At 34.3% G+C, this 17,626-nt stretch carries 20 protein-coding genes; 4 read left to right on the plus strand and 16 right to left on the minus strand.

Annotated features, from left to right (window positions below; all coding sequences use genetic code 11):
• Positions 1-55 precede the first annotated feature (55 nt).
• The 8 genes from AC0NBN_RS16120 to atpB all read right to left on the minus strand — a co-directional run bounded on the left by AC0NBN_RS16120 (position 56) and on the right by atpB (position 6,871).
• Positions 56-361 (minus strand): ATP-dependent Clp protease adaptor ClpS, encoded by a 306-nt coding sequence (locus tag AC0NBN_RS16120; protein WP_130913580.1) that lies wholly within the window; start codon positions 359-361, stop codon positions 56-58.
• Between the two features lie 12 nt (positions 362-373).
• The gene (locus tag AC0NBN_RS16125) at positions 374-1,723 is read right to left on the minus strand and encodes a hemolysin family protein (RefSeq protein WP_160812919.1); all 1,350 of its coding nucleotides are present in this window, start codon (positions 1,721-1,723) and stop codon (positions 374-376) included.
• 95 nt (positions 1,724-1,818) lie between these two features.
• Positions 1,819-2,682: an ATP synthase F1 subunit gamma gene (atpG, locus tag AC0NBN_RS16130; protein ID WP_160812920.1), complete on the minus strand. Its 864-nt coding sequence runs from the start codon at positions 2,680-2,682 to the stop codon at positions 1,819-1,821.
• Positions 2,683-2,767: 85 nt separating this feature from the next.
• Positions 2,768-4,345 (minus strand): F0F1 ATP synthase subunit alpha, encoded by a 1,578-nt coding sequence (atpA, locus tag AC0NBN_RS16135; protein ID WP_130913583.1) that lies wholly within the window; start codon positions 4,343-4,345, stop codon positions 2,768-2,770.
• Positions 4,346-4,360: 15 nt separating this feature from the next.
• Positions 4,361-4,900, minus strand: coding sequence for an ATP synthase F1 subunit delta (gene atpH / locus AC0NBN_RS16140; RefSeq protein WP_130913584.1), 540 nt, complete (start codon positions 4,898-4,900; stop codon positions 4,361-4,363).
• Positions 4,901-4,902: 2 nt separating this feature from the next.
• Positions 4,903-5,397 (minus strand): F0F1 ATP synthase subunit B, encoded by a 495-nt coding sequence (locus AC0NBN_RS16145; protein ID WP_160812921.1) that lies wholly within the window; start codon positions 5,395-5,397, stop codon positions 4,903-4,905.
• A gap of 97 nt (positions 5,398-5,494) precedes the next feature.
• Entirely contained in the window at positions 5,495-5,713 is a 219-nt protein-coding gene (locus tag AC0NBN_RS16150; protein ID WP_130913585.1) for an ATP synthase F0 subunit C, read from the minus strand.
• A gap of 42 nt (positions 5,714-5,755) precedes the next feature.
• Positions 5,756-6,871 carry a F0F1 ATP synthase subunit A gene (gene atpB / locus AC0NBN_RS16155; RefSeq protein ID WP_160812922.1) on the minus strand — a complete coding sequence of 372 codons (1,116 nt, stop codon included), beginning with the start codon at positions 6,869-6,871 and terminating at the stop codon, positions 5,756-5,758.
• A 458-nt stretch (positions 6,872-7,329) separates the two neighbouring features.
• Here atpB and ffh point away from each other — a divergent pair, with 458 nt between their 5' ends.
• Positions 7,330-8,691 carry a signal recognition particle protein gene (ffh, locus tag AC0NBN_RS16160; protein WP_160812923.1) on the plus strand — a complete coding sequence of 454 codons (1,362 nt, stop codon included), beginning with the start codon at positions 7,330-7,332 and terminating at the stop codon, positions 8,689-8,691.
• 154 nt (positions 8,692-8,845) lie between these two features.
• On the opposite strand, the gene AC0NBN_RS16165 is transcribed toward ffh, so the two are convergent.
• Positions 8,846-9,304 (minus strand): Lrp/AsnC family transcriptional regulator, encoded by a 459-nt coding sequence (locus AC0NBN_RS16165; RefSeq protein ID WP_089744335.1) that lies wholly within the window; start codon positions 9,302-9,304, stop codon positions 8,846-8,848.
• A gap of 144 nt (positions 9,305-9,448) precedes the next feature.
• Between AC0NBN_RS16165 and AC0NBN_RS16170 the strand changes: the two genes are divergently transcribed.
• Positions 9,449-10,675 carry an aminotransferase class I/II-fold pyridoxal phosphate-dependent enzyme gene (locus AC0NBN_RS16170; protein ID WP_160812924.1) on the plus strand — a complete coding sequence of 409 codons (1,227 nt, stop codon included), beginning with the start codon at positions 9,449-9,451 and terminating at the stop codon, positions 10,673-10,675.
• 86 nt (positions 10,676-10,761) lie between these two features.
• On the opposite strand, the gene AC0NBN_RS16175 is transcribed toward AC0NBN_RS16170, so the two are convergent.
• From AC0NBN_RS16175 to AC0NBN_RS16185, 3 genes are all read right to left on the minus strand, one after another.
• The gene (locus AC0NBN_RS16175) at positions 10,762-11,766 is read right to left on the minus strand and encodes a glycosyltransferase (RefSeq protein WP_160812925.1); all 1,005 of its coding nucleotides are present in this window, start codon (positions 11,764-11,766) and stop codon (positions 10,762-10,764) included.
• A gap of 110 nt (positions 11,767-11,876) precedes the next feature.
• Entirely contained in the window at positions 11,877-12,647 is a 771-nt protein-coding gene (locus tag AC0NBN_RS16180) for a GLPGLI family protein (RefSeq protein WP_130913589.1), read from the minus strand.
• Positions 12,648-12,658: 11 nt separating this feature from the next.
• Entirely contained in the window at positions 12,659-12,952 is a 294-nt protein-coding gene (locus AC0NBN_RS16185) for a hypothetical protein (RefSeq protein ID WP_089744329.1), read from the minus strand.
• Positions 12,953-13,116: 164 nt separating this feature from the next.
• Between AC0NBN_RS16185 and AC0NBN_RS16190 the strand changes: the two genes are divergently transcribed.
• A complete protein-coding gene (locus tag AC0NBN_RS16190; RefSeq protein ID WP_089744327.1) occupies positions 13,117-13,506 on the plus strand; it encodes a helix-turn-helix transcriptional regulator in 390 nt (129 codons plus the stop codon).
• Between the two features lie 37 nt (positions 13,507-13,543).
• On the opposite strand, the gene AC0NBN_RS16195 is transcribed toward AC0NBN_RS16190, so the two are convergent.
• Complete coding sequence (locus tag AC0NBN_RS16195) at positions 13,544-14,557, minus strand: nucleoid-associated protein (protein WP_130913590.1); 1,014 nt, start codon at positions 14,555-14,557, stop codon at positions 13,544-13,546.
• Positions 14,558-14,698: 141 nt separating this feature from the next.
• On the opposite strand from AC0NBN_RS16195, the gene pafA reads away from it, so the two are divergent.
• The gene (pafA, locus tag AC0NBN_RS16200) at positions 14,699-16,345 is read left to right on the plus strand and encodes an alkaline phosphatase PafA (protein ID WP_160812926.1); all 1,647 of its coding nucleotides are present in this window, start codon (positions 14,699-14,701) and stop codon (positions 16,343-16,345) included.
• 45 nt (positions 16,346-16,390) lie between these two features.
• Here pafA and AC0NBN_RS16205 read toward each other — a convergent pair whose 3' ends face one another.
• Genes AC0NBN_RS16205 through AC0NBN_RS16215 form a run of 3 tightly spaced genes read right to left on the minus strand, consistent with a single transcriptional unit; the run spans position 16,391 to position 17,614 of the window.
• Positions 16,391-16,717, minus strand: a complete 327-nt coding sequence (locus tag AC0NBN_RS16205) for a barstar family protein (RefSeq protein WP_160812927.1) — start codon at positions 16,715-16,717, stop codon at positions 16,391-16,393.
• 47 nt (positions 16,718-16,764) lie between these two features.
• On the minus strand, positions 16,765-17,274 hold the full coding sequence (locus AC0NBN_RS16210) for a ribonuclease domain-containing protein (protein ID WP_160812962.1): 510 nt from the start codon (positions 17,272-17,274) through the stop codon (positions 16,765-16,767).
• Entirely contained in the window at positions 17,264-17,614 is a 351-nt protein-coding gene (locus tag AC0NBN_RS16215) for a hypothetical protein (protein WP_160812928.1), read from the minus strand. The genes AC0NBN_RS16210 and AC0NBN_RS16215 overlap by 11 nt, the downstream gene beginning before the upstream one ends.
• Between the last annotated feature and the right edge of the window lie 12 nt (positions 17,615-17,626).

The raw sequence follows: 17,626 nt of genomic DNA on the forward strand, positions 1-17,626 counted from the left end.
ACTGCGTGATTTGGGTTTAAAGTAAATATCAAAAAAACCGGCAATTTTGCAGGTCTTATACTATTTCGCTTGTTAAACTTCGGGAAATGAGTTTATCATGCATTGGCTTTAATAAATCTATAGAGCCGGTTTTTACTGTACATTTGCCTTTGTAATGAACCAGCATTGTACATTGCTCAGCCTGCATCGGCTCATGTTTGCAAATCTGAATAAGAGCCTCAATAACTTCGTCAAACGTATGAATATCATCATTATGAAGCACTAATTTGTATACTTCATCTGTCTCATCCAAAACCAACACTTCTTCTTCATACTGCCGTTTTGGACTTTCATAATTTTTTACTGAATTATTAAAAAACATTTTAAATTTTTATTAAACTTCTATTTTGTCAATTAATTCATCTAAAACACTCGGCTCAATATATTCAAGCTCAACCATTTCAACACTTTTATTATTCATCTTAAGTATTTTAAAATGGTAACCTTCCAGATCAAACTCCTGGTTTTCTTCAGGAATTTCTTCCAGTTTATGTAAAATAAATCCTGCCAAAGTATTATACTCTTCCGCAATCGGAAGTTTTTTAGGTAAAGACTCGTTGATCTCATCTAAAGGCTGTGTAGCTTTTACCCAATAAAGATTTTCACCAATTTTATCTACCAGTTTTTCTTCATCATCTTCTTCGTCCTGAATTTCACCCACCAGTTCTTCTAAAATATCTTCCAGTGTGATAATTCCTTCAGTTCCTCCAAACTCATCAATTACGATTGCTAAATGCTGTTTTTTTTGCTGGAAAATTTTGAGCAAGTCTGAAATTTTCTTGCTTCCTACCACAAAGAAAGATTCACGCATTAATTCTCTTAAATCATCATGGCTAAGATTCCCTTTTCTTTTAACGAATTCTCTGATAATTTCTTTGGTATAAAAAACTCCAATTACATTATCAATTGAATTTTCGTATACCGGAATTCGGGAGTAACCGCTCTCCATGATTTTATTAATGATATCATTAAGATCATCTGAGAAGTTGATTGAAGTAATATTCTGCCGTGGAACCATGATTTGTTTAGCTGAATGATCTGTAAAATCAAAAGCATTTTTGATAATTTCATAGTTTTCCTCTTCTATTTCACCGGAATCGGCACTTTGTTTTACCAAAAGCTGCAATTCTTCTGTAGAGTGAATTTCCTGTTCTGAAGCCGGGTGAATTTTCATCAGCCTTAAAACTCCGTTTGACATGAGATTCATCAACCATATAAATGGTTTAAAAATCGTATAAAAAACTCTTAGAGGAACAGCTGTTGCCATAGTTGTAGCTTCTGCCTTTCTGATTGCAATGGATTTGGGAATCAATTCACCAAAAACAATATGCATAACCGTAATAATCAAGAAGCTGATAACCAACGATATTGTCGTAACAGTAGATTCGGAAAAACTGACATCCATTGAATGGAGCAAATTATCAATCATATGGTGCATTGCACTTTCACCTACCCAACCCAATGCAAGAGAAGCTAACGTAATTCCGAGCTGGGTTGCAGACAGATATTCGTCAAGACGTTTGATGATAAATTCGGCCTGCTTAGCCATAGAATTACCTTCTGCTGCTTTCAGCTGAATCTGTGAGTAACGAACTTTAACAATTGAGAATTCTGCGGCCACAAAAAAGCCATTAAGTAATACAAGAAACAAGGCTAGCAAAAGCCTGACTATGTCCGAATCCATTTAGAAAATTATAATTTATTTACAAAGATATACAAAATAATAATAGCAAAAAAAGCACCGAAAACATCGGTGCTTTTTATTTTGTGAAAATTTTATTAAGAATTTTTCAGTGCTTCTGCCCCTGAAACGATTTCTAAAATTTCGTTAGTAATTGCTGCCTGTCTTGCTTTATTATAGAAAATTACCAGGTCATTTTTCAGAGCCTGTGCATTATCTGTTGCTTTATGCATTGCTGTCATTCTCGCCCCATGCTCAGATGCTACTGAATCAAGTACTGCCTTGAAAACCTGAGTTTTAATAGATTTCGGAATGAGGTTATCAAGAATTTCATTTCTGTTTGGTTCAAAGATATAATCTGTTTCAACATGATTTTCTTCTGTTTCAGCCATAGAAATTGGAAGAAGCTGTTCTGTAATTACTTCCTGAGTAGCAGCATTGATGAATTTATTATAAATTAAATAAACTTCATCAAACTTTCCTTCTCTAAAGCTAGACATTACCCCTTCTGTAATGTTAGAAACTCTATCAAAACTTAAATTATCAAAAACAGAACTTTCATTGGAAAAAACAGAACGGCTCTTTCTTACCGCATCGTAAACTTTTTTACCAATTGTAAGAATTTCAACATCATACTGAGAATTATTCTGAAACTGATTATTTAGCTCTTTTACAACAGATGAGTTGAAAGCACCTGCCAAACCTCTGTTTGAAGTTACAGCAATAAAAAGCACCCTTTTTACTTCTCTTTTCTGAGCATAAACAGAAACCTGATCCGGATCTGAACTAGAATTTACATTCTGGATAATCTCCTGAAGTTTTTCAGAATAAGGTCTCAACATTACGATAGCATCCTGAGCTTTTTTAAGTTTCGCAGCAGAAACCATTTTCATAGCACGGGTAATTTGCATCGTAGATGAAATTGAGCTGATTCTTCCTCGTATTTCTTTTAAGTTTGCCATATTTGGGTAGCTGTTGGTTGTTGGTTGTTGGTTGCTAGTTTTAGAAAATCCTGTCAACTACCAACCAAAAACCATCAACTAATTTTTAGTTATATTTAGATGCTATATCCTGAGCAGCCTGTTTAAGGACACCAGTAATATCGTTGTCTATTTTACCTGCTTTGATAGCAGCCATAGTGTCCGGATGCTTAGATCTTAAGAATTCAATGTATTCGTGTTGGAATTCTTTTACTTTTCTGATAGGAACATTTCTCATTAAGTTTTCTGTTCCTGCGTAAATCATTGCTACCTGGCTGTCTACAGGAAGCGGAGAGTTTACTGGCTGTTTAAGTAATTCCACGTTTCTTTCACCTTTAGAAATTACTGCTAAAGTAGAGGCGTCAAGATCTGAACCGAATTTAGCAAATGCTTCTAATTCCTTATATTGAGCCTGATCTAATTTAAGCGTACCAGAAACCTTTTTCATTGATTTGATCTGAGCATTACCTCCTACCCTTGATACAGAGATACCTACGTTGATTGCAGGACGCACCCCTGAGTTGAATAGATCAGACTCCAAGAAGATCTGTCCGTCTGTAATAGAGATTACGTTAGTTGGAATATACGCAGAAACGTCACCAGCTTGGGTTTCGATAATAGGAAGTGCCGTTAATGAACCACCACCTTTTACGATTGGTCTTAAAGACTCAGGTAAATCGTTCATCTGTCTTGCAATATTATCATCAGCAATTACTTTCGCAGCTCTTTCCAACAATCTTGAGTGAAGATAGAAAACGTCCCCAGGATAAGCCTCACGACCTGGTGGTCTTCTTAAAAGTAAAGAAAGCTCACGGTAAGCAACTGCCTGTTTAGATAAATCATCATAAACAATTAGAGCAGGTCTTCCGGTATCTCTGAAATATTCTCCGATAGATGCTCCTGCCATTGCAGAATATACCTGCATTGGAACTGGATCTGAAGCGTTTGCTGCAACGATTACAGTATATGCTAAAGCACCTTTATCAGATAAAGTTTTTACAATCTGTGCAACTGTAGAAGCTTTCTGACCGATTGCTACATAGATACAATATACTGGCTGACCAGCGTCATAAAATTCTTTCTGGTTAATGATCGTATCAATAGCAACCGTAGTTTTACCAGTCTGTCTGTCACCAATGATAAGCTCTCTTTGCCCTCTTCCTACAGGAATCATAGAATCAATTGCTACGATACCTGACTGTAAAGGCTCTGTTACCGGCTGTCTGTAAATAACTCCGGGAGCTTTTCTTTCCAATGGCATTTCATATAATTCTCCGGTGATAGGACCTTTACCGTCGATAGGGTTACCAAGAGTATCTACTACTCTACCCAACATCCCTTCTCCTACTTTGATAGAAGAAATTCTGTTTGTTCTTCTTACGGTATCACCTTCTTTTACAGATTTACTTTCTCCTAAAAGAGCAACACCTACGTTGTCTTCTTCAAGGTTTAGTACGATACCTTCTACATCACTTGAAAATTTTACCAATTCTCCGTATTGTACGTGTTCTAACCCGTAAACACGAGCAATACCATCACCGATGGTAAGAACTGTACCTACTTCCTCAACATTTGATTGAGTATCGAAATTGGCCAATTGCTGTTTTAAGATCGCAGATACTTCTGCCGGATTTATTTCTGCCATTGTATGGTTTTTTTCTTAATTTAACTGAAAGTCTTTTTTAATCTTGTTCAATTTTGATTTTACAGATGCATCTACCTGCTGATCTCCTACTCTTAATATATAGCCCCCTAAAATTTCAGGTTTTACAATTACATTAAGGTCAAAATTAGCACTTGTATTCACAAGATTGGTAGATCTCAAAATCTGTTCAATATTTGATTGAGATAATTCTGTTGCAGTAGTAAGTGTTACTCTCTGCACTCCGTTGATATCCTCAACTTTGTTGATAAACTGCTGTGCAATATTTTTCAGATGGCTTTCACGTCCCTGTCTGATTACCAAAGTAATCAGGTTTTGTGAAGAAACTGAAAGACTTTTGAAAATTTCTTTTGCTACTTCTACTTTTTTCTTAGAATCTATGTAAGGTGTAAGAAAGAATTTGTTCAAATCCGGAGATTCGTTCATCAACTTTACTACATCTTTCATATCAGAAAATACAGTAGCCGTTTGACCTGATTCGTTGGTGAAATCAAGTAAACCTTGTGCGTATCTTTTAGCTACTTTAGATGTAAGCATTATTAGTTAAGGTTTGATTTGTTTAAATAATTTTGAACTAATTCATTTTGAGCTTCATTATTTTCAAGCTTTTGCTTCAAAATAGATTCTGCTATATTTACAGACAAAGCACCAATTTGAGTTTTGATATCTGCCATTGCAGCATTTTTCTCTGCTTCAATAGTTTGTTTTGCAGCTTCAATTAATTTATCAGCCTCTACTTTTGCGATATCTTTAGCTTCTCCTACAATTTTGTCTTTAATTTCTCTTGCCTCTTTAAGGATAGCATCTCTTTCGATCTTAGCCTCACGCATGATTCTTTCATTGTCAGACTTAAGATCTTCCATTTCTTTTTTAGCCAGTTTAGCCTGATTCAATGCATCAACGATAGAAGTTTCTCTGTCATTTACTGCATTTACAATTGGCTTCCATGCAAATTTAGCCAAAAGAAACAACAGGATAACAAAGGTAAGCGTCATCCAAAACAAAAGTCCAATTCCAGGTTCTATAATTCCCATATCTGTAAGTTCTTTTTAAATGTTATTTAATGGATCATTTTAAAATTCTCAGCAGATGCCAACCGCATGACTGCTGAGAATATTTTTTAAGGATAGATTACTTGATAAAAGCACCAAAGATAATTGCGATAAGACCAGCACCTTCGATAAGACCTGCAGCAATAAGCATTGCCCCTTGAATCTTACCAGCTTGTTCTGGCTGTCTAGCGATTGCGTCCATAGCGTGTCCACCGATTTTACCGATACCCATACCTACTCCAAGTACTGCTAAACCAATACCTACGTAAACTAATCCTGTTCCTGTTGAAATGTCCATAATAAATAAATTATTTAGTTAAAATTATTTCTTTTTTTCTAATTAATGAGCATGTTCTTCATGAGCGTGCTCTGCCACAGCAATTCCGATAAATAACGCAGAAAGTACTGTAAAAATATAAGCTTGTAAAGCAGCAACCAACAATTCCAATACTGAAACGAATAGCGCCAAAGGTACAGATGCAAATCCTAACAATGGGGATTTAAAGATGAAAATCAATGAGATAATTGCTAAAATCATGATGTGCCCCGCCGTTACGTTGGCAAAAAGTCGCATCATTAATGCAAAAGGTTTTGTGAAGATCCCGATGATTTCGATGGGAATCATAATCGGATATAATAACAAAGGCACCGGTGGCATAAAAATATGTTTCCAGTAATCTTTATTGGCACTAAAAACTGTAATTAATAATGTAATGATTGCCAAAACTGCTGTAATAGCAATATTTCCGGTTAAGTTTGCTCCGAAAGGAAAGAAAGGAATCAATCCGAAAAGGTTGTTGAACCAGATAAAGAAAAATGCAGTCAATAAATAAGGCATATATCTTTTATATTTCACTGATCCGATGTTTGGAATAGCCACTTCATCTCTGATAAATACAATTACAGGCTCCATCAATTTACCTGCACCTTTAGGTAACTGAGATTTTTTATAGTTTCTTGCCATCCCAATAAAAATCACTGCCATGAAAATTACCGAAAGAAGCATTGAAGCTGTGTTTTTAGTAATTGAAAGATCAAAATAAGAATCTGCTGCATTTTGCTTCCCTCCAATTAAACCAAAAAGTCTTGCTTCCTGAATTCCTTTGGTAGAAGTTACTTTCCCGTGGTGCATCGTATAACCATCCTTTTCCTGACCATGAGCAATATCTCTAGAAAGAAAAGTGTGCCACCCTGCGTTATCTTTAATAATGATAGGAAGAGGAACAGAAACGTGATGCTCTACACCGTTATCATCTTTAGTAGTCCATAAATGCCATTCGTTTGAATCACCGATGTGTTCCATGATCATTTTTGTAGCATTGAAAGGCTTGTCTCCTTCTGCATGCTCTACCTTTTCAGCTAGTTTTTCGCCCTCAGATTCGTGCTGAGCAGCAGCAAAACCACTGAAAAACACAAATAAAAATGCGAAAAATAGGGAAGAAATTTTTCTGTTCATATCTCTTTTTTAATCGTGTGCAAATATATCGTTTTTATTAAACTTTACCAATATTAAAAATTGATTTTTATCATCAAAAAAATCAGGATTTGTTAATAGCCCTTATTACCAGGTAATATATATAGAAAGAACTTACCAGAAAACAAATCACAAGAAACAGAAAATTCGCTTTCGTTTTATCAATGATAAACAATGAAAATCCCAGCCATAAAATATCTTTTGCAATATTGATCACTAAAAATCTCATTGCCGCGTCAGATTTTTTGTACAGAAATTTTTTAAATACCATATATATAAGGATATTCAGTACTACAATTAGGAATATTATAATAAAAGCCGCCGAAAAATTCATTCTGCAAAAATAAAATTATAATCGGTAATCAAAAGAAATGTGTGGGTATATCCTATTCATTTAATTAAAAATTCCTTATTTTTGCCAACTATAATTTACAATTAATATGTTTAATAGTTTACAGGATAAATTAGACAAGGCGCTTCATAATATTTCCGGACGAGGAAAGATTACGGAAATCAACGTGGCGGAAACCGTAAAAGAAATCCGCAGAGCATTGGTAGATGCCGATGTTAATTATAAAGTAGCAAAAGATCTTACCAAAAGAGTTCAGGATAAAGCTTTAGGACAAAACGTTCTCACTTCGCTTACTCCGGGACAGCTGATGACAAAAATCGTTCATGACGAGTTGGTAGATTTAATGGGAGGTTCTCAGGAAGGAATTAATCTTTCAGGAAAACCGTCTGTAATTCTTATTGCTGGTCTTCAGGGTTCGGGTAAAACTACGTTTTCAGGAAAGCTTGCCAATTATCTTAAAACGAAAAGAAATAAAAAACCTTTATTGGTTGCGTGTGATGTATACCGTCCTGCAGCAATTGATCAGCTGAAAGTTTTGGGTGGACAGACGGGAGTTCCTGTTTACACTGAAGAAGGCAATATGGATCCTTCAGTAATTTCGCAAAACGCAATTAATTTTGCTAAATCTAATGGTCACGATATTGTAATCGTCGATACAGCAGGTCGTTTGGCAATTGATGAGCAGATGATGAAGGAAATCAAAACTGTTCATTCAACGATTACTCCTAACGAAACTTTGTTTGTTGTTGATTCAATGACGGGTCAGGATGCGGTGAATACTGCAAAAGCATTCAACGATACTTTGAATTTTGACGGAGTTGTTTTAACTAAATTAGACGGTGATACACGTGGTGGAGCTGCTTTAACGATTCGCTCTGTAGTTGAAAAGCCTATCAAATTCATTTCCACAGGGGAAAAAATGGAAGCCTTAGATCTTTTCTATCCGGAAAGGATGGCAGACAGAATTTTGGGAATGGGAGACGTTGTTTCCTTAGTAGAAAGAGCTCAGGAACAGTTCGATGAAGAGGAAGCCAAAAAACTTCACAAAAAAATTGCTAAAAACGAGTTTGGTTTTGATGATTTCTTAAAACAGATCAATCAGATCAAGAAAATGGGTAATATGAAAGATTTGATGGGAATGATTCCTGGAGTTGGAAAAGCCATCAAAGATGTTGAGATCAGCGATGATGCGTTTAAGCATATTGAAGCGATCATCTATTCTATGACTCCTGAAGAAAGAAGAAAACCTTCTATTATCAATACTCAAAGAAAAAACAGGATTGCCAAAGGTGCAGGAAGAAAAATTGAAGATGTAAATCAGCTCATGAAACAGTTTGACCAAATGGGGAAAATGATGAAAATGATGCAGGGACCGCAAGGCAAACAGATGATGCAGATGATGAGCAAAATGCCAAATATGCCGGGAATGGGCGGAATGTTCGGAAAGTAATCTACTAAAACTCTATCAATATAACTCTCAGAATTTCTGGGAGTTTTTTATTGTTTTAAATTGAATTTCTTAATGATTCTAAATTTTGACTTTCTCTTTTTTCTTCCTAATCGGAAAATATCTGATTGCGTTTTAATAAAAAAACATGTTATGATTACACCACAATCTCAGTCGTATTTTTCACCTCAGAAATTGTGAATGCACTGTGTGTACTGGCAATATGCTGCAATGCAGTCAGTTTTGTAAGCATAAAATTGCGGTAATCTTCCATATCTTTTACACAGATTTTAAGAATGTAATCATAATCTCCGCTTACATGAAAACATTCAGTAACTTCAGGAAGATCCATTATTTCACGCTCAAACTGCATTACAAAATCTTTTTTATGCTGAGTAAGCCTTACATGACAAAGAACCAGAAATTTGCGGTCAATTTTAGTCTTGTCTACCAAAGCAACATATTTAGAAATCACACCGGAATTTTCCAGTTTTTTGATGCGTTCATAAACCGCTGTCACCGAAAGATTAAGCTTATGGGAGAGTTCTTTAGTAGTCTGTTTACCATCTTTTTGCAAAAACTGAAGCAATTTTTTATCAGTTTCATCAAAATTCATAGAAAAAAATTTTATGTGTTGAATAATTATTCAAATATAATAAACTTTATTTCTACCAAAAACAAAATTATCAGATTTATTTTCTGAATATTTTAAAAATGATTGTTTAAAAGATTGAAATGAGCCATTTTTAAACAAAAAAATATGGATCAATTTAATGCAGCCAACGAAATTCAGGATCTTCAGTATTTTGGTGAATTTGGAGGAGTAAATCCGTCTATTTCAGACAGCTCTACTTATACTTTTCTTTCAGCAAAAACCATGTTTGATACATTTGAAGGTAATGCAGAAGGATGCTACCTTTATTCCCGCCATTCATCCCCGATGAATCTTTATCTTGCACAAGCTTTGGCAAAAATGGAAAATACGGAAGCAGCCAATGTTACTGCTTCGGGAATGGGAGCCATTACTTCTGTACTCATGCAGATCTGCAAAAGCAGAGATCATATTATTTCCAGCAGAACGATTTACGGAGGAACATATGCTTTTATGAAAAATTTTCTTCCTCCTTTCCAGATAGAAACCAGCTTTGTTGACATCGGGAATTTTGAGTCTATCGAAAATGCAATTCAGCCTAATACCAAAATAATCTACTGCGAAAGTGTAAGCAACCCGCTTCTTGAAGTGGCAGACCTTAGAAAGCTTTCGGAAATCTGTAAAAAGCATAATCTTAAACTGATTGTTGACAATACTTTTTCACCGCTTTCTATTTCTCCTACTCTTTTGGGAGCAGATATTGTTATTCATTCTTTAACGAAATTCATCAACGGAAGCAGCGATACTGTAGGCGGTGTTTATTGTGGAAGCCAGCAGTTTATAGACGACACAAAAAATGTAAACAACGGAGCCTGTATGCTTTTGGGACCAACCATGGACAGCTTTCGCTCGGCAAGTATTCTTAAAAACCTGAGAACACTTCATATTAGAATGAAGCAGCACAGCCATAATGCTTTATATCTTGCTCAAAAATTTGAAGAAGATGGTCTGAAGGTTTCATATCCGGGATTAAAATCCCATAAAAACCATGACCTGATGAAAAGTATGATGCATGAAGAATACGGTTTTGGAGGACTTTTAACTTTGGATGCAGGAACCACCGATAAAGCCAATGAGCTGATGGAGCTGATGCAGAAAGAAAACCTGGGGTATCTGGCGGTAAGCTTAGGATTTTATAAAACATTATTCTCCTGTTCCGGAAGTTCTACTTCTTCTGAAATTCCTGAAGAAGAAAGAGAGGCGATGGGAATCTCTGACGGACTCATCCGATTCTCTATAGGTTTGGATCACGACATACACCGCACTTATGAAAAAATGAAAGAATGCATGCTGAAAACAGGCGTTCTCAAACATGAAACATCATCCATATTCTAATTATTTATTGATAAAAGCTGTCTTAAAGGCAGCTTTTATTGTTTTTTTAGAATGAGCTTTTTATTTTAGTTCAATGACAAATCTATCTAATCCTTATGAAAATGTGTAGGAAAAGCGTCTTCGGGTTTCTTTCTGAAAATATTCAATAAAATCCAGGATTTTAAAAATCCATATCCGTAAGAAAACATCTGAACATAAGTAGACATTACTGCCATTGCTCCGATGGCAATATTCCTGGTAACCATCATAGCATGAATGCAGATCACGAAAGTATAAAAACCATAAAATGCCAGTATGATTCCTTTTTTTAAAACAAAATATTCAATAAATCCTAAAATGTATCCTAACAGAAAAAGACTTGGAAAAGCAAAAGAAATCTTCACATAATCCGGATGACGCTGGTTAAGAATGGGTCTTGCACAGCCAAACTGATATACCTGCTTTGAAAATCTTCCAAAATCTACTCTTCTTTTATGGTATACTGCAATATCATCAAAAAATGCAGTAGTAAAGCCATTTTCCCAAAGTGTCATTGACAGATCGGGATCCTCGCCTATTCTCATTTCTGAGAAACCTCCTACTTTTTCAAAAACTTCTTTTTTAACCCCCATATTAAAGCTTCTTGGCTGAAATCTGGATACAGATTTTTTACTTCCCCTAATCCCTCCTGTGGTAAAAACCGAAGTCATAGAATATGAAATAGCTTTCTGCATCAGATTAAAACCTTTATGTGCTTTATCTGCTCCTCCAAAAGCATCACATGGAATATTTTCTATATTTTTTTTAATATTTTCAATATAGTCTTTCTCTACAATCACGTCACTGTCTACAAACACAAGCCATTCGCTGGAAGCTCTTTTAGCACCGTAATTTCTTGATAAACCGGGTCCTGAGTTATCTTTTCTGAAATATTTAATGTTTAAAAACTCTTCAAAATTTTTAATTATAGGTTTCAGATCAACCAATGAGCCATCATCCACGATAATGATTTCAAAATCTTTGTCCGTTTGTGAGATTAGAGAATTCAGCAGCTCAAAAAGTTCATCTTTTCTGTTGAATATAGCGACGATAATGGAAATGGTTGGTTTCAAATTGATTTTTTTCAAATTTACTTATTAAGATAGAATTTGCAAAAAGTTTAAAGTTAATAAAATATAAAAAACCAGAATATTACTATTCTGGTTACTTAAACTTATAATGGTTATCTTTCTAAAGTATTATTAACTTTTTTTTGATTTTCAATTATTTGATTTCGCTGTTGAGGAGTAAGATTTTTTTCTGGAAAAGGATTTTGTTTATATTCTTCTCTTTTCTTAATATACTCTTCCCTTGAAACAGGTATACCTTTTTGTAATTGAGCTATTTCGATTTGGCTCTTTTCGATTGAAACAGCTTTAAATTTGTCAAAGCCTTTTTCATCTTCTATATGTAAAATCAAACCAGGTAATCCTTTAAATCTATAAGGTCCTTCAAAAAAAGGAATTTCTTTAGTATACCAAGCTGTATATAGTCTACCATTAAAAATTATAATAGCCTTGTTACATTTATATCCCAAAATATCTATTGATTCAATAAAATCAACATTCCACTTTAGAAAATTTGATTTAAATGTAAACAGATCTCTTCCCAATTGAGTAGAAACAAAAATATCGCTATTTAATCGAAAAACAGAATGTTTAACTTTAGGCATAGAAAAATCTTTTCCATTTACCTCAACAGTTGTATTTGAGCTTAGAGCCATCTCCATTTTTTTCTTCATTAAATCCAAAGCTTGTTGATACTTATCACTATAATAAATAGAAGAAGTTCTATTCATAGCCAAAACCATAATTTCGCTATTTTTATTATCGATTTGTGTTGTATCTTTTACAGATTCATAACTATATTTGACTATCAAATCTGATGGATTTTTTTGAGATTGACAAAAAAATACGATTGGGATAAACAGTAAAAAGATATTAACTATTTTCATTTTTGCTTTTTTTAAACTAACCACTCTCCATCTACAGATGCATAACAAAATTCTTCCATGTGAGCTAATTCCACTAATAAACAAGAAGGATGATCTTCTGGAGTTAGAGTAATAAACTCAACATATCCGCACGACGATTCTAATCTTATTGGATTATAATATTTTAAAATATGTTGCTTTTTATTACACTTACTTTCTACAAAGATAGTCTTTACTTTAGCATTTTTTGTCTCTTTTTTTTCATTACTTTTAGCACTTACTAATCCAGCAACTCCAAAGGCTGCCAATAAAATGATTTTTTTCATTTGTTTAAATTTAATTTTATATTTTTGTGTTTTTCGAAAAACTTGTTACAAAACTATAGTTCTAAATATAATTCTACAAATAAAAATTATCCAAATTTATTCACATAATTCAGAATAATTTTGGATAATTTTTAATTTATATTATATTTGTAAAAATTCACGGAATGGTAAAAGAAAAATTAATAAAAGCTAGAAAAGATAAAAAATTCTCCCAACAAGATATGGCAAAGCATTTGAATATTAGTCAATCTCATTACCTTCGTAAGGAAAAGGGAGAAATAGGAATCAGAGATGATGAATGGGAACGAATGGCAAAATTATTAGACATGGAAATAGAAGACATTAAAGAATCTGAGAAAGATAATGGTATCAGTCAAAGCTTTGAAAATGTTACAGATATAAAAAATAGTTATATTGGTAGTAACAATATTTACTGTAACGTACCTGAGTTTTTGTTAGAAAACCAACAAGAGTATATAAATATTCTCAAGAAAGAAAACGAAGATCTGAAAAATAAAATTGCTGAATTAGAAAAAAAGACAGGACTTAAATGAGTCCTGTTTCTTTTTATATCGTATATAATACGTGGCTTTAAACCTCCTTCTCAAAATAAAGCATATAATACTTTCCTTTTTCATCCTGTCCCTGTTCGATCATCTTTCGGTCGCCGTGAATGTAAATATGAAAATTTTTATCTAATTTAATAATACTTTTAAAGTGTCTCTGTGTTTTTTTTACAGCAGCTTCGCTGATCGGAAATTCTTCGGCAATATTGATCTGCATATCCTGTTCGTAATCTGTTTTAAAATTGTTAAAACTTTCGATGACATGCTCGTCACCCAAAACTTCACTTGTAAAATCATCCAGCTTAAATTCTTCTTTTTCCTTAAAGAATTGAATAGATTTATTCAGAAAGTCTGCCTGATCCGCTTTAGAAACCTCAAATTCCTGCGGAAGCTGTTTGGTAATATAATCTTTATACACCATCAAGGCTTCCTGTGTATGAAAATATTCGTCGTCACGTTGTTTTACCTTTAGAAAATCTTCAAACCAGTAATACATATCACCGTTTTTATGATTATCAACTACCGAAAGTACATAGCCGCTTTCTTTATTGTTGTTGTAAATTAAGGCTGCTTTATCAATTTTAGAAAGACTGATCCCCTGATCTTTTTCGATTTCAAAAGATTCGTTCTGAGGAAAGATTTTCAGGAAAGATTCTCTTTTTTCAGTTTTAAAGATTCCTATTTTGTCTACTTTTTCGGTTCCTTCCCTTTCATCTTCAAAAAAAACGATAAACAGCTCACCACCCTGAACTCTTGGATTTTCTGCGGCATCAAAAAGATGTTTGGCGATGTTCTCAGATTCCCACAAAAACTTAGACTTATCTTCAAAAATTTCAGAAACCGAACTGAAAACAGGATTATTAACCAGATAGGTATCGCTGTAAAACTGATACGTTTCTTCTGTTTTGAATGAACCTAAAAAATAATTCTCAAGCATTTCTGTCGTTCCTTCATCCAGCTGAAGCTCTTCCTGCGAAAGAATAAGAGACTCTCCGTTAATTTTATTTCCTACTCTGTGTACAACTATTTTTGAAAACATTTTTTTGAATTATATTGGAATGCAAATATATTCAATCTCACCATTAAAACTATTTTCTTGTGTATATGAATTTAATTTAACCAAAATTTCACCCATAAAAATTTCAAAACCTTTACATTTGTGGTCTCAAAAGTTATTTTAATGTTAAGGAAAATTACCATTGCTGCGGTAATATTTTTATCGGCAGCGAATGTCAGTGCTCAGAAAAATAAAAAACCACAGGTAGAAAGACCGAGATTGGTTGTGGGTCTCGTTATCGACCAAATGCGATGGGACTATTTGTACAGATATTATGATAAATACGGAAATGACGGCTTCAAAAGGCTTCTTAATAAAGGTTTTTCCTTCAACAATGTAATGATTCCTTACGTTCCGACGGTTACAGCAATTGGCCACACTTCTATCTATACAGGTTCTGTACCTTCAATCCATGGAATTGCGGGAAATGACTGGACGGACAAACAAACAGGCAAAAATATCTACTGTACCGAAGATGCTGATGTAAAAGGAGTGGGAACCAACAGCCAGAAGGTTGGCGGACATTCTCCAAAAAATCTCTGGAGCACTACCATTACCGATCAATTGAGAATAGCAAGCAATTTCCAGTCTAAAGTAGTAGGCGTTTCCCTGAAAGACCGAGCTTCAATTTTACCGGCAGGACACAATCCTACAGGAGCTTTCTGGTTTGATGAAAATACCGGAAATTTTGTGACAAGTTCGTATTATATGAACAGTCTTCCGGATTGGGTAAACAAATTTAATGACAAAAAAATAGCAGAAAAACTTGTTGCCAACGGATGGAATACCCTTCTTCCCATTGACCAATATACAGAAAGTACAAGAGATGATGTCCCTTGGGAAAGACCTGTTGGAAAGGCAGAAAAACCTGTTTTTCCCTATTCTAATCTGGCAAAAGATTATGCTGAAAATAAAGGCGTTTTAAGGACGACTCCTTTTGGAAATTCCTACACGTTAAGATTTGCGGAAGCCGCCATTGACGGTTATCAGCTTGGAGAAGATTCAATAACCGATTTTCTTGCCATTAATATTGCTTCTACAGATTATGTAGGACACTCGTTTGGACCTAATGCAATTGAAGTGGAAGATACTTATCTTCGTCTTGATATTGAGCTGGCAAATTTCTTTAAACTGCTCGACAAAAAAGTAGGAGAAGGAAATTACCTCATTTTCCTTTCTGCTGATCATGGTGGAGCTCACGCTGAAGGTTATATGAAAGAAAATAAAATGATGACAGGCTTTTTTGATGACGGGCTGGAAAAAAACCTCGGAACAGAGCTGGAAGCTAAATATGCAGCAAGCAAACTGATTTTAGGAATTGATAATTACCAGATTTATCTGAATCATGAACTTATCAAAGAAAAAAAGCTTGACGAAGCTGCCATCAAAAAAAGCATCATTGAAAATCTAAATAAGGATCCCCGTGTTTTGTATGCGGTAGATTTGAAAGAAGTGGGTTCTGCACCAATTCCTGAACCGATTAAATCAAGAGTGATCAACGGCTACAATTGGCAGAGAAGCGGTGACATTCAGATTATTTCACATGACGGAATGCTTCCGAATTATGCCAAAAAAGGAACTACACATAGTGTCTGGAACTCCTACGACGCTCATATTCCGCTTATTTTTATGGGTTGGAATATTTCATATGGCGAAAGCAATGCGCCTCATTATATGACAGATATTGCTCCTACTCTTGCTCAGTTTTTAAGAATTGAAAATCCAAGCGGAAATGTAGGACAGCCTTTAATGGAAGTTTTAGGAAAATAGTGAGAATGTATATACAATTAATCCCGCAAAATTTTGCGGGATTTTTTATTCGGTTTCATCTTCATCTTCATCTTCATCTTCATCTTCATCTTTATCTTCATACTGCTCAAGATAATACGAAAAAGAAAAGCCTTCCGTTTCATCTTCCAGATCTTCCAGGGTTGTGAGAAAATCATCAAAATTTTCCAACTGATCTACGCTCATATTAACGAATTCAAGATGCAGTGGCATTTCCAGTTCACCAGTAATCACATCAGCAAGCGCATCCAAATTATCTCCGAAATGATCAGGAAGTTTTATTTTCTCTTTAAGCTGAGTATAAAAATCTTCATCATCTCCTATTTCTGTAAAGTCGATATATACTGTATTCATTAATCAAATTATTTTTGCAAAATTAAGCGTTTATGCCCTATTTATTACTATTTCTTTTCAAAACTCCTGTAATGATCTTTCGTTAAATAAACATCGCCGTTTACAGTGAAAACAATACGGTCTGCATTTCGGTTTCCACAGTTGTAGTTTACATCCGCCTCGAAATATTTTTCTCCTTTAGGAAGTTTTCCTTCACGATTTCCAAAATAATCTCCGCCAATCGCTTTCCCTGGTAAAACTTCGCACAAATTTCCCTGAGAAGGAATCCAGCCCTGTTGTTTAGCTTTTGATTTGGCAATGTAATAATCGGGAAGATGATGGTTTTGTTTTACGTAAGAAATAACTGTGTTTTCTTCAGTTAGAGCATCAATATTATGGTTAGAACCGCCCGAGCTTTTAGTTTGCTTATTTTCAAATGGCTTATCATGTTGTATTTTATTTGTTTTATTGTTTTTGATGTCTTTTTCTGCAAAGAAATTATTGTAGACAAACATCACAGACATCCCGAAAAGTAATCCGAGACAGGCAAATAAAACAGAACGAATTTTACTGTTCATCATTTTTTGTTTTTAGCTGGTTTAATTTAATGTTAAGTGTTTCCGGATATTCTCCGTTTAAATAATATAAAAACCCATCTCTTATAACAGCTTTCGATCCCGCTGCAGGAATTTTATTTTCGTATTTAAAATCAATTGTGTCATTCATCATTTTATACTTTCCCGAATATACGTCACTTTCTCCCATCATTCCTCTTGATATGAATTCAAAACTTTCATCATTGTAAATTTTCAAATATATCCAGCCTAATGGAGCTTCTCGGTCAGCTGAAAAGATTTCTTTCTTATCCTGACAACTTACTAACAATAGAATTATTAAAATTAAAAACTTATTTTTCATTTGATTAAAGCT

The sequence above is a fragment of the Chryseobacterium sp. L12 genome (assembly GCF_056133985.1).

Bases quoted from the DNA above. Each gene is read 5' to 3' on its own strand.
- AC0NBN_RS16120 (WP_130913580.1), bottom strand. From the start codon at position 361: ATGTTTTTTAATAATTCAGTAAAAAATTATGAAAGTCCAAAACGGCAG.
- AC0NBN_RS16125 (WP_160812919.1), bottom strand. From the start codon at position 1,723: ATGGATTCGGACATAGTCAGGCTTTTGCTAGCCTTGTTTCTTGTATTA.
- atpG (WP_160812920.1), bottom strand. From the start codon at position 2,682: ATGGCAAACTTAAAAGAAATACGAGGAAGAATCAGCTCAATTTCATCT.
- atpA (WP_130913583.1), bottom strand. From the start codon at position 4,345: ATGGCAGAAATAAATCCGGCAGAAGTATCTGCGATCTTAAAACAGCAA.
- atpH (WP_130913584.1), bottom strand. From the start codon at position 4,900: ATGCTTACATCTAAAGTAGCTAAAAGATACGCACAAGGTTTACTTGAT.
- AC0NBN_RS16145 (WP_160812921.1), bottom strand. From the start codon at position 5,397: ATGGGAATTATAGAACCTGGAATTGGACTTTTGTTTTGGATGACGCTT.
- AC0NBN_RS16150 (WP_130913585.1), bottom strand. From the start codon at position 5,713: ATGGACATTTCAACAGGAACAGGATTAGTTTACGTAGGTATTGGTTTA.
- atpB (WP_160812922.1), bottom strand. From the start codon at position 6,871: ATGAACAGAAAAATTTCTTCCCTATTTTTCGCATTTTTATTTGTGTTT.
- ffh (WP_160812923.1), top strand. From the start codon at position 7,330: ATGTTTAATAGTTTACAGGATAAATTAGACAAGGCGCTTCATAATATT.
- AC0NBN_RS16165 (WP_089744335.1), bottom strand. From the start codon at position 9,304: ATGAATTTTGATGAAACTGATAAAAAATTGCTTCAGTTTTTGCAAAAA.
- AC0NBN_RS16170 (WP_160812924.1), top strand. From the start codon at position 9,449: ATGGATCAATTTAATGCAGCCAACGAAATTCAGGATCTTCAGTATTTT.
- AC0NBN_RS16180 (WP_130913589.1), bottom strand. From the start codon at position 12,647: ATGAAAATAGTTAATATCTTTTTACTGTTTATCCCAATCGTATTTTTT.
- AC0NBN_RS16185 (WP_089744329.1), bottom strand. From the start codon at position 12,952: ATGAAAAAAATCATTTTATTGGCAGCCTTTGGAGTTGCTGGATTAGTA.
- AC0NBN_RS16190 (WP_089744327.1), top strand. From the start codon at position 13,117: ATGGTAAAAGAAAAATTAATAAAAGCTAGAAAAGATAAAAAATTCTCC.
- AC0NBN_RS16195 (WP_130913590.1), bottom strand. From the start codon at position 14,557: ATGTTTTCAAAAATAGTTGTACACAGAGTAGGAAATAAAATTAACGGA.
- pafA (WP_160812926.1), top strand. From the start codon at position 14,699: ATGTTAAGGAAAATTACCATTGCTGCGGTAATATTTTTATCGGCAGCG.
- AC0NBN_RS16205 (WP_160812927.1), bottom strand. From the start codon at position 16,717: ATGAATACAGTATATATCGACTTTACAGAAATAGGAGATGATGAAGAT.
- AC0NBN_RS16210 (WP_160812962.1), bottom strand. From the start codon at position 17,274: ATGAACAGTAAAATTCGTTCTGTTTTATTTGCCTGTCTCGGATTACTT.
- AC0NBN_RS16215 (WP_160812928.1), bottom strand. From the start codon at position 17,614: ATGAAAAATAAGTTTTTAATTTTAATAATTCTATTGTTAGTAAGTTGT.